Origin of the sequence: Pseudoalteromonas sp. Angola-7, from assembly GCF_028599255.1 — a bacterium.
GTDB lineage: Bacteria > Pseudomonadota > Gammaproteobacteria > Enterobacterales > Alteromonadaceae > Pseudoalteromonas > Pseudoalteromonas atlantica.
This window is the reverse complement of sequence record NZ_JAQREL010000006.1, coordinates 67807-79512: the sequence shown is the minus strand read 5'-3', so window position 1 is coordinate 79512 and position 11706 is coordinate 67807. Positions and strand designations below refer to the sequence as shown.

6 protein-coding genes are annotated in these 11706 nt (G+C 42.2%); all 6 read right to left on the bottom strand.

Annotated elements, in window-relative coordinates; translation table 11 throughout:
* Positions 1 to 13 precede the first annotated feature (13 nt).
* The 6 genes from PSH50_RS10270 to malQ are packed head-to-tail and all read right to left on the bottom strand — an operon-like array spanning position 14 to position 11702.
* On the bottom strand, positions 14 to 1549 hold the full coding sequence (locus PSH50_RS10270) for a glycogen synthase (RefSeq protein ID WP_273586340.1): 1536 nt from the start codon (positions 1547 to 1549) through the stop codon (positions 14 to 16).
* Between the two features lie 41 nt (positions 1550 to 1590).
* A complete protein-coding gene (gene glgC / locus PSH50_RS10265; RefSeq protein ID WP_004586432.1) occupies positions 1591 to 2892 on the bottom strand; it encodes a glucose-1-phosphate adenylyltransferase in 1302 nt (433 codons plus the stop codon).
* A gap of 14 nt (positions 2893 to 2906) precedes the next feature.
* Positions 2907 to 5444, bottom strand: a complete 2538-nt coding sequence (locus tag PSH50_RS10260) for a glycogen/starch/alpha-glucan phosphorylase (RefSeq protein WP_273586339.1) — start codon at positions 5442 to 5444, stop codon at positions 2907 to 2909.
* Positions 5437 to 7500 (bottom strand): glycogen debranching protein GlgX, encoded by a 2064-nt coding sequence (gene glgX / locus PSH50_RS10255; RefSeq protein ID WP_273586338.1) that lies wholly within the window; start codon positions 7498 to 7500, stop codon positions 5437 to 5439. The genes PSH50_RS10260 and glgX overlap by 8 nt, the downstream gene beginning before the upstream one ends.
* Complete coding sequence (gene glgB / locus PSH50_RS10250) at positions 7493 to 9712, bottom strand: 1,4-alpha-glucan branching protein GlgB (protein WP_273586337.1); 2220 nt, start codon at positions 9710 to 9712, stop codon at positions 7493 to 7495. The genes glgX and glgB overlap by 8 nt, the downstream gene beginning before the upstream one ends.
* The gene (gene malQ, locus PSH50_RS10245) at positions 9705 to 11702 is read right to left on the bottom strand and encodes a 4-alpha-glucanotransferase (RefSeq protein WP_273586336.1); all 1998 of its coding nucleotides are present in this window, start codon (positions 11700 to 11702) and stop codon (positions 9705 to 9707) included. Before malQ ends, glgB begins: the two co-directional genes overlap by 8 nt.
* Positions 11703 to 11706 lie beyond the last annotated feature (4 nt).

The window sequence follows — 11706 nt, the reverse complement described above, 5'->3', positions numbered from 1 at the left end:
TAATTTTAATGATTTAGCAATACATGCTTGAAATATAATCAGCAGCGACCGTTTCCCACGAAAAACGTGCTCCTTTAGCATTAGCTGTAATGTTACTCCATTGCTTAGGATTTTGCTGTTTTAGCGTAAGGGTTTCAGTCAAGCATGTCATTAACCCATCAACTTGTTCATTCAACGAGCCGCCAGAAAATGAAAAGCCATTGTTGTTATGGCTTACGGTGTCTTTTAAACCGCCAACACTGTGTACTAAACAAGGTTGCCCTGCGCGCATAGCAAGCATTTGACTAATTCCGCATGGCTCGAACGAGCTTGGCATTAAAAATAAATCCCCAAGCTCATATAGGCTATCGCCAATACCTTGCCCATAACCTTTTAAAAACAATAAGTTTGCATTGCGTGCCATGGCCTTGGTAAAAATGCTTTCAAGGGCTTTGTCACCAGAGCCTAAAATAATAAGACGACCTTTAAAACGGTTAATTATTTCACACACTTTATCAAGCGCTAATACATTACCGTATTGTTGGCAAAGTAATAACACCTTTTGCTCAGTCAGCCTGCCAACACTTGTTACGAGGGGCCCATCTATTGGCGTGTTTTTAAACTGCAGCATGCGCTGATGCGCCACATAGTAGCTCGTTTCAAGCTGCTCATGTTTTGCCATCCAGTTAAATAAAGTATGTTCAATACGCTCATACAAGAGCGATAAAGTAACCTGCTCAGGGTTTTTCTCAGGGTATTCACAGCCATTTAATATTCCCACCACCTTGCCTTGAGCCGATTGATTTTGTAAATCAAGCTCTAAGCCTTCTCCACCAAAAAAACCTTGCTGATAATTACTCGGCTTTAGTACCTCGGTACTGTAAGTAGGTGAGACTAAATGAACTTTATCTGCCAAATTTATAGCACTGCGCATAGGATTAAAACAGTGTGGATATCGAGGATCGCACAAATGTTGCCCGTTATAACCTAACGACGGAAACCAAGCCTCTAAACTCGAGTCGTCGTGTTTAAAAGGCCTGATCCCTTGCAGTGCTAAATTATGAACTGTATAGGCAATATGTAAATTAGCGAGGGTATCGTAGCGTTTATCAAATTTTAATAATACGGCGACACACGCGCTATGCCAATCGTGTAAATGCAGTGCTTGAGGGCGCGTTATTAAACCCTGTAGCAGCGCTTCACATAGAGCTGCACTAAATAATGCATATTTTGTTGCATCAGTGGCAAAAGGTCGCCCGGGTTCGTCATTACAATACACCGAACCCGATTGACTAAACAGTGGGTGCGAAATAACAAATTGATTAATGTGTGTGTTGTCATCACTTATTTTAAATAAAGATAATACCTGTGGCTGCGCTCTAAATATAACAGTGACATCACCTATATATTCACGTTGCAGTTGCTCAAACCCATAATCAGGAATAACAACATCTACGCTCACGCCTTGTGCTGCTAGTGCTTTTGGGGCATCTCTGACTACATCTGCTACCCCGCCCACTTTAGCGTTTGGTAGAGCATCGTTTTCTGCGGCAACCATTAATACATGCATTTATTTACTACTTCCTTAACCTTTGTTATTCGCATCCGATTTTAAGCGAACTTTTTATTTTCGTGTGCTTGACGTTCAAGCTTTTTAGCAAGTTCCGTGAGCATATCACGGGTGACTAATACGATGCCTTTTTTAGATACCCTAAAGCCATTTTCTTCATCGGCTTTTCTATCGTAGCCAATTTCAAGCCCTGCGGGTATTTCACAGCTTCGATCAATTATGGCTCGCTTAATTTTACAATGACGATTAATGAGAGCCCCGGGTAAAATTACCGATTGCTCTATTTCGCAAAATGAACGCACGTGCACGTTTGAAAACAGCAGTGATTTTCTAACTACTGAGCCCGATACAATACACCCTCCTGATACCGTTGAGTCTACCGCCATACCGCGTCTATCTTCATCATCAAAAATAAACTTAGCCGGTGGCAACTGCTCTTGGTAGGTCCAAATAGGCCAGGTTGGATCGTATAAATCTAGCTGTGGCTCGGGCATTACCAATTCCATATTGGCTTCCCAAAACGAGTCTAACGTTCCTACATCGCGCCAATAAGGTTGCCCTTCTTGCATGGGATCTCTAAACGGAAACGCATACACACTGTGCTCTTCTATAATTGCCGGAATAATATCGTGCCCAAAGTCGCGGCCAGAACCTTCATTTTCAGCATCTTTTTTTAGCTGCTCAAATAAAAACTCAGTATTAAACACATAGTTGCCCATAGAGGCTAAGCAGGTACCTGGCTTACCAGGGACAGAGCTGGGGATCGAAGGTTTCTCATCAAAGCGACATACCCGATTTTTTTCATCAACGGTCATTACCCCAAAGGTATCTGCAGCCTCTTCAACAGGTACTTCAAGGCAACATACTGTCATGTCGGCGCCTTTTTGCACATGCTCGGCTAATAGAGCGCCGTAATCCATTCGATAAACGTGATCGCCTGACAAAATCATCACATATTTTGGCAGTTCGTGGCGAATAATATCCATGTTTTGAAAAACCGCATCGGCAGTTCCACAATACCACTCATCACCATTACGCTGAGATGCGGGTAAAATTTCAACCGACTCCCCCAGCTCTTTTTTAAAATGGCCCCAGGCGCGATTAACATGGCGAATCAAAGAGTGCGATTTATATTGTGTGGCTATGCCTACACGCCTCACACCCGAATTGATACAATTTGATAATGGAAAATCGATAATACGGTGCTTACCGCCAAAATAAACAGCGGGCTTTGCGCGCCAATCTGTCAATTCGTGTAAGCGTGAGCCGCGTCCACCAGCCAGTATTAACGCGTACGTATCTCGGGTTAAGCTACTTATGTAACGATTTGCATAACTAGGCATAATACTCTCTCCGTTTAGTCTGTGCTCTTAGTGGCATGGCTCGTAGTTGCGTGTAAGTCTGTTTCACTAATAGTTAGGGGGGTTAGGTGCCAAATATCTTCACTGTATTGGCTTATGGTTCTATCGCTTGAAAATATGCCGCTTGCGGCCGTATTTAAAATACTCATTTGCGTCCAATGCGTTTGGTCTTGATACGCAGCCTCTACCTGCTTTTGCGCTGCCACATAGCTTTCAAAGTCATGTGCAACCAACCACGGATCGTGAGGGCTTTTAATAGCATTAATAATGTCGTCAAATAAATTAGGCTCAAACAGGTTAAATTGCCCGCTTTCGAGTAATTGCATTACATGGCTTAGGTCGCTGTTTTGCTCTATTAAATGTGAAGGGTTATATCGCGATTTAATATCATCAATTTGATGAGCCTGCGCACCAAACAAAAAGAAGTTATCAGCGCCAACAGCGTCTCTAATTTCAATATTCGCCCCATCTAACGTGCCAATAGTAAGCGCACCATTCATCATAAACTTCATGTTACCAGTGCCTGATGCTTCTTTACCTGCGGTCGATACTTGCTCTGATAAATCGGTTGCAGGGCAAATAGTTTCCATTGCGGTTACATTATAATTTGGCAAAAACGCAACTCGTAAATAAGGCGCTGCAAGTGGGTCTTTATTAATAACCTCAGCTACATTATTAATTAGCTTAATTATTTTTTTAGCCATGTAATAACCAGGGGCAGCTTTACCCCCTAAAAGCACACAACGTGGTACTAAGTTTGTAGTATCGCCTCGGCGTATACGGTCATATAAATGAATAACATGAAGTACATTTAATAACTGGCGTTTGTATTCGTGAATACGTTTAACTTGTACGTCAAACATCATCTCTACATCAAAATCAACACCACAGCGCTCTTTCACCAAATCGACGAGACGTTGTTTGTTTTCGCGTTTAACATTTTGCCATTGCTGATGAAATGCGGTGTCGTCGAAGTAGCGGCGTAATTGGCTTATATCTGCAAAATCGCTAACCCATTTTGAGCCAATTTTTTCTGTAATTAAATGACTCAAGGCCGGGTTGCAGTGTGCTAACCAACGCCTTGGCGTAACCCCGTTGGTTTTATTATTAAACTTGTTAGGCCAAAGCTCGTAAAAGGTTTTAAATAGCCCTTCTTTTAAAAGTTCGGTATGTAGTGCGGCCACACCATTTACCGAATAGCTACCCACAATCGCTAAATAAGCCATACGTATTTGCGGCACGTCGCCTTCTTCAATTAACGAAAGCGCACGCTGTTTACTTGCATCGCCTGGCCAATGCTGAGCCACTTGCGCTAAAAAGCGGGCGTTTATTTCATAAATAATTTCTAAAATTCGCGGCAATAGTTTTGCAAAAAGCGGCACTGACCATTTTTCTAATGCCTCTGGCAATAGCGTGTGGTTAGTGTAAGCCATTGTGCTGGTTGTAATTTCCCACGCGTTATCCCAATCAAGCTCGTAGTCATCAACTAAAATGCGCATTAACTCTGCCACGGCAATACTTGGGTGCGTATCGTTTAATTGAAATACATGATGTGCAGCAAAGTCACTAAAGTCTTCGCCGTATTGTTCAACCCATTGCGATACGATATCTTGAATACTCGCTGATGATAAAAAGTACTGTTGGCGCAATCTAAGCTCTTTACCATTTTCACTGCTGTCATTTGGGTAAAGCACCATTGTGATTTGTTCTGCTAGGTTTTTTTGCGCTACCGCTTCTGAATAACTCCCCGCATTAAACTCGGTTAAGTTAAATTCGTCGGTCGCTTCTGATTTCCATAGCCTTAGCGTATTAACAATGTCGTTTTTATAACCAGGAATAGGCACATCATATGGCACAGCTAATACGTCGTGACAACCAACCCATTGGCGGTGTTCGCGCCCATGTTTGTCGGTATAACTTTGTACGTGCCCAAAAAACTTGACTCGTTGTGATTGCTCAGGCGCGGCAAGCTCCCACGGGTGCCCCTCACGAAGCCAGTTATCGGGCTGCTCAACTTGGTGGCCATTTTTTAATGATTGGTTAAACATACCGTATTCGTAGCGAATACCGTAACCAACCACGGGAAGCGCAAGGCTTGCACAACTATCTAAAAAGCAGGCAGCTAAACGCCCAAGGCCACCATTACCTAGCCCTGCATCGTGCTCGGCCTGGGCTACGGTTTCAATTGTGGTGCAATACTCTTGCAGTGCACTGGAGACTTGTTCGTCTAAGTCGAGATTTAAAATTGCATTACCAAGTGCTCTACCCATTAAAAATTCCAGCGATAGGTAAGCTGTTTTACGGCGTTTTTCTTGCTTGATTTGTTGTTTGGTTTCTCTGCAACGTGCAACAAGCCGATCTCTGATTGTCAGCGCAAGCGCATGATATAAATACAGTTGCGACTCACCCACTTTGTCACGCCCTAAACTGTAATAAAAGTGCCGAGTTAAATCATCTTTTAAAGTGCTTTCATCAATTACAGGGCCTTCTTGCCACCCTTTTACCACACACACATTTTCGTCTTGCTTAGACATGACCATCGTCCTCTAAATTTGCACTAAAAACCCAGCTGCTTTGTGCTGAAATTTCGACTATTGCATCCTCTTTACTGCTTAGCGATGCGTTATGTACACTTGATAAAACCATGTCCCATTGCGCCGCGATTGGCGATGGGGGTAACTTACAAAAAACTGTTTTTTTACTCGCATTTAAAATGATTAATAAGGCGTATTTATTTTGCTTATCTAACAAGCTATACATTAAAAACTGGCGCTGTGGCTCGTGCCAATGCTCGTTGGTCATTTTTACGCCTTGCTCGGTAAACCATTTAACCGTAAAGCGCTCGTCAATATCTTCTGAAAACACACTGTGTTTAAACGCACTGTGACCACGCCTTATTTTTAGTGCATCGTCAATAAATCGGGTTAGTGAATGATTTAGCTGCGAGTCTTTCCATGCCAACCAACTGGTGCGGTTATTTTGACAATACGCATTATTATTGCCCCCTTGGGAGTGACCCATTTCACTGCCTGAGGCAATCATAGGCACCCCTTTTGAGAGTATTAGCGTAAGTAAAAAGTTCTTTTGCTGCTGCAGCCTTAGGGCAATAATTTTGGCATCATTAGTAAATCCTTCAACACCACAATTGGTGGAATGATTAGCGCTGTGGCCATCGCGATTTTGCTCGCCATTCGCTTCATTATGTTTATGCTCATAACTCACCAAATCGGCAAGCGTAAAACCATCATGGCTGGTAATAAAATTAATGCTGTTTAGCGGCCCGCGCTGGCTGTGCTCAAAAATATCAAATGAGCCATGAATACGTTTTGCTACATTTGCAATAACGCCTTCTTCGCTTTGCCAAAATCGGCGTATTACATCTCTGTATTGGTCATTCCACTCTCGCCAAGGTGCAGCAAAAGCCCCGAGCTGATAGCCTCCTGGCCCTATATCCCAGGGCTCACTAATAAGCTTTACACGGCTTAATACAGGGTCTTGTTCAATGGCTTGAAAAAACGCATGGGCGCTATTAAAACCATGGGCATTTCGGCCTAAAATGGTGGCTAAATCAAACCTAAATCCGTCTACTCCCATTACTTGCACCCAATAACGTAAGCTATCAAGTACTAGCTTTAAGGTTTTAGGATGATCAATATTAATGGTGTTACCACAGCCGGTATCGTTTATATACACCTGTGGCTTATCAGCCACCGTTCGGTAATAAGCTAGGTTATCTAGCCCTCTGAGCGATAAAATCGGCCCATCGGCGCCCGCTTCTGCGGTGTGGTTATAAACCACATCTAAAATAACCTCTATATCCGCTTTATGAAGCTCGCTAACCATGCGCTTAAATTCGTTAATGTCATCATCAACTAAATAATCTTTATGCGGAGTAAAAAAGTTGAGTGTGTTGTAGCCCCAATAATTTTGCAGCCCTTTTGCTGTTAAAAACTGCTCACTTATAAAAGCATGTACAGGGAGCAGCTCTAGCGCGGTAACCCCTAAATTATGCAAATGCTCAATAAAGCTAGGGTGGCTTAAGCCTAAAAACTTGCCTTGCAAATTTTTAGGAATATTAGGGTGTCGGCACGTGGTGCCTTTTACATGGCACTCATAAATAACGGTATTAGACCAGCTATGGTTTGGCTTTTTATGTTTATAAGGCTGGCTATTAATAACCCGTGATTTAGGTATATCAATGGCATTATTAACGGTGCTTTTCGTGCCAATAGGCATTTGCCCATAGTGGCGCTCACTCCATGTAAATTCGCCAAATAAGTCTTTTGCATAAGGGTCAATCAGCAACTTGTGCTCGTTAAACAGCAGACCTTTTTCAGGACTGTACTCCCCTTCTACGCGATAACCATATAATGCGCCTTCGGCTAAGGGCGCTACATGGGCTGTCCATATACCGCCTTCGTTGATATGCATGGTTACTTTTAATATTTCAGAGTGCCCACTTTTATCAAATAAGCACACATAAGCTTGTGTTGCTTTAGGTGCGTACAAGCTAAAGTTAACGCCGCCACTGCTAATAGTTGCGCCAAGTGGATGTGGTTGCCCATGTGAAACCTCAAATCGATTACTCATCTTCAACCTTTTGTAAATAAATAGTCGTTAACCCGCCCATTGCAATTTTAATGCTATGCGAAAAGCCATGAGCGCTTGCCTTAACGCTACTAACCGTGGCGTTTTTGTTTGCTGTTACTTTAATACCTGAGCCAAAAAAAGCGTCATCATCGGTGTTTAAAATAACCTTATATTTACCCGCTGCGGGTACCCCAATTTCATACTCTTGATAAGAAACAGGCGTAAAGTTTGCTACTACTACAATAAAGTCGTGGGCATTTTTAGCATAACGTACAAAACTAAATATACTTTGCTCATTATTGTTGTTATCTATCCATTCAAAACCCGCAGGGCTTGAGTCGAGTTCATACAGTGCAGGCGACTTTTTATAAACAGTATTAAGCGCTTGTACAGTGTTTTGTATACCGCGGTGGCTTTTATGCTCTAGCAAATGCCAATCAATAGAATGATTGTGATCCCACTCTTTTCGCTGTGCTATTTCGCCGCCCATAAACAGCAGCTTTTTGCCTGGGTGCGCCCACATAAATGCGTAATACGCACGTAGATTGGCAAATTTTTGCCAATCATCACCAGGCATTTTTTCAATTAATGAGCCTTTACCATGTACAACTTCGTCATGACTTAGCGGTAAAATGTAATTTTCGCTAAATGCGTACACCATAGAAAAGGTCATTTCGTGATGATGATGCTGCCTATAAAGCGGGTCATGTAGCATGTAATGAAGGCTGTCGTTCATCCACCCCATATTCCATTTGTAGCCAAAACCTAAGCCATTGTGATCAACACTTTGAGTGACTCCCGGCCACGCGGTCGACTCTTCAGCCACCATCATAATGCCCGGATTGTTTTTATAACTACGCAAATTTACCTGCTTTAAGCACTCAATAGCGCCTAGGTTTTCTCGCCCACCATAACAATTGGCAACCCATTCACCTTCTTTGCGGCTGTAATCTAAATAAAGCATTGAAGCCACCGCATCTACGCGCAGTCCATCAAGGCCAAATTGCTCTAGCCAATACATCGCATTAGAGATTAAAAAGCTTTTAACCTCCGGGCGGTCGTAATTATAAATATAGGTATTCCAATCAGGATGAAAGCCCTGTCGAATATCGGCATGTTCAAATAAATGCGTGCCGTCAAAGTGGTGTAAACCATGTGGATCACTAGGAAAATGCCCCGGCACCCAATCAAGTAGCACGCCTAAGTTTGCTTTGTGGCACTGCTGAACAAAGTATTTAAAACTGCTGTAATCACCAAAGCGACTAGTTGGTGCAAATAAACCCACCGGCTGGTAACCCCAAGAGCCATCAAACGGATATTCACTTATTGGCATTAATTGAATATGCGTAAAGCCCATTTCAAGCGTGTAATTAACCAGTTTGTCGGCAAGTTCGCTATAGCTTAAATAGCGGTTTTCCTCAGCCCTTTGCCATGAACCCAAGTGAACTTCATAAATACTTACCGGCGCGTCTATATGGTTACGCTTTTGACGATTTTTAAGCTCGCTATCACTGAGCGAAATAGCCGCTGCTTGCTGTTGTAATACACTGGCCGTACCCGGAGCTTGCTGCATTTTAAAGGCAAACGGATCTGCTTTTTCAAGCACATCGCCTTGCTGTGTCACAATAGAAAATTTATAACAGGTATCGGGCTGAAGCCCTGCGATAAAAAGCTCCCACACACCACATGCAGGATGAAAGCGCATATAATGACGATTAGCTTGCCAAAGGTTAAATTCGCCAATAACAGATACACTGGCTGCATTAGGCGCCCACACACAAAAACGCACTCCATCAACCCCTTGTTGGTTAATAAAGTGTGCGCCTAAATGTTTATATGCATGCTCTAAACTGCCTTCGTTAAATAAATACATTGCATCTGTATCTAGGCTGCTTGCAAAGCTATATTCATCGTAAAAACATAATGCTGAGTTTGCATATTCAACGTTGCACTTATAAGGCTGCGTTGGCATTTCGTTGCTTGTTGCAATGAATAAATCGCTACTGTTATAACGCTTAGCAATAACTTTTTTATCATTAATAATAATATTTACATTTTTAGCTGCGGGTAAATACACGCGTATTTCGTAGCTATTTTTATAAGCATGTGCCCCTAAAAAACTAAAAGGGTCTTTAAATCTGCCGCCTTGTAGTGCAGTTACCTGTGCGTCGTAATGGGTCTGTAATGAATCCTTTGGTGCGGTACTACTCATATCCTTTCCTTATTGAATTAACTGCAGCCAAGGTACTGGCATTATTTTTAAAAATAGCGTTGCTTGAATGAGTTAAAACACGGCGCCAATTTGGGTATTCGGTATTAGTACCGGGTATATTCACCGGATACGTTTGTTTATCTAAATCATCAAGCTGAAGTGCAAATAAACGGGTCTCACTGTGTGCAAGTGCTTTGGCAAGTTCACCGTAAACACACATAGCATCGCTAGTTTCGCTAAGTTGCTCTGCGCTATGTAACTGTATAAAACGCAGTAATCGTTGTTTTTCTTGTTGTCTTTCGTGCAATTGCTGTTGGTACTGCTGATCATCAATAAGCTGATACTGACGTTTAATATCTAAATCATCTGTTTGCCACCAGCCGCAAAATGGCGGTACGTCATGATTCGCTATCATAATTAAACAATGCTTAGGTAATTCTTGTAATGGTAAAAACTCACCACCATGTTGTTTTTCAAAATAAAATAAGCTATTTGAATAAATACCACTTACAGCAAGTGCGTGTTTTACCTCGGGCGGGACTATGCCTAAGTCTTCACCAATTACTATGCACTGATTAAGGTGAGACTCTATTTTTAAAATAGCCAATAAGTGCTCGAAAGGGTAATAAACATAACAGCCATCTTGTGTGTGATTATTTTCAAAGCACCACCATAAGCGCCTAAGCGCCATAACATGATCAATGCGCAAACCGCCAACGCCTTGCATGTTTGCGCTAATAAGTGAGCGATAAAAGGCAAAGTGATCATTTTTTAATTGTTGTGGGTTAAGTGCAGGCAGCCCCCAATTTTGCCCCGCTTGTGCCCAAGGGTCTGGCGGTGCGCCAACATTGGCATTATCACTAAAAAGTGATTGCTGAGATTGATACTCAACGCCATCTCCTGCACAACCAACAGCAAGGTCATTAATTAAACCTATTGCCATGCCTTTATTTAAACAGTGCTGCTGACAATGGCTTAATTGTAATTTAGCCTGCCATTGTAAGTAGTAATCAAAGGTAGGATTGGCTGAATTTAGCGTAGTTAGGGTCTGGGCGTTTTGTTTGCAAAACTGGGCAAACTCATCGCGTCGTGAAGCGCTGGCATGTGCTTCAAAATGACTAAATAGCGCTTTAAATAATGTATATTTAACTGCGCTTACTTTTTCATAATTTATAAACTGTTCATTGCTGTTAAAAAGCGCTTTTACCTCATCACCGTGTAACAAAGCATCTAATTGTGGATTGTTTTTAGCATCAGCTGATAGTTCAACACAAATGTACAAAGGATTTAATAACGCACGGCTATTAGGGCTATAGGGGCTGGCTCGCTCACTTTGCTGTGCAAACAGCAAATGTAATGGGTTGAGTAATATGTAGTCCATGTGCTGCTGCGCACATAAATCACATAGCTCTAGTAAATCATTAAAATCCCCTATACCTAGGCCTGCTTTGTTTTTAACTGTGTACAACTGCAGCGAAAGTCCAGTGCGCTTAGTATCATCTACTTGAAAAACTTTTTCTGGGGTGGCCCACAATTGAATTTCTTTGCTTTGCTCCCCTACACTAACCAGCGCCTGATGATAACCTACCGGAATAGCCCCTAAAGGCACTGCTACTTCAATATAACGCACGCCATGTACATAGTAATCGCCAGTGATGGCCAAATTATGTAAGTTAGCACGCTCATAGGTAACGTTTAACTGTGGCAACGTTATCGCAACAGGTAAATCACGTTGACGCTCATCTATGCGAATATAAAAAAGGTTATCAGTTAAATTCACTAAGCTGGTATCGGGTGCTAACTCTAACCAAGGCGCAACATCTAATTGATAATTAAGCTGTGCTATTTGGTGTTCATCTTCGGTATTTACACCACAACATTGTAAGGCACGTTTGCGCGTGTCTTCGCTAAATATAACCTGCTCGCCCGTGTATTTAGTAAACTCATAACCGATACCGTGCAGATAAAACAACTGCGAAAGTGCGTCCATTTAC

Coding starts and splice junctions, on each gene's coding strand:
- PSH50_RS10270 (WP_273586340.1), bottom strand. CDS start 1,549: ATGCATGTATTAATGGTTGCCGCAGAAAACGATGCTCTACCAAACGCT.
- glgC (WP_004586432.1), bottom strand. CDS start 2,892: ATGCCTAGTTATGCAAATCGTTACATAAGTAGCTTAACCCGAGATACG.
- PSH50_RS10260 (WP_273586339.1), bottom strand. CDS start 5,444: ATGTCTAAGCAAGACGAAAATGTGTGTGTGGTAAAAGGGTGGCAAGAA.
- glgX (WP_273586338.1), bottom strand. CDS start 7,500: ATGAGTAATCGATTTGAGGTTTCACATGGGCAACCACATCCACTTGGC.
- glgB (WP_273586337.1), bottom strand. CDS start 9,712: ATGAGTAGTACCGCACCAAAGGATTCATTACAGACCCATTACGACGCA.
- malQ (WP_273586336.1), bottom strand. CDS start 11,702: ATGGACGCACTTTCGCAGTTGTTTTATCTGCACGGTATCGGTTATGAG.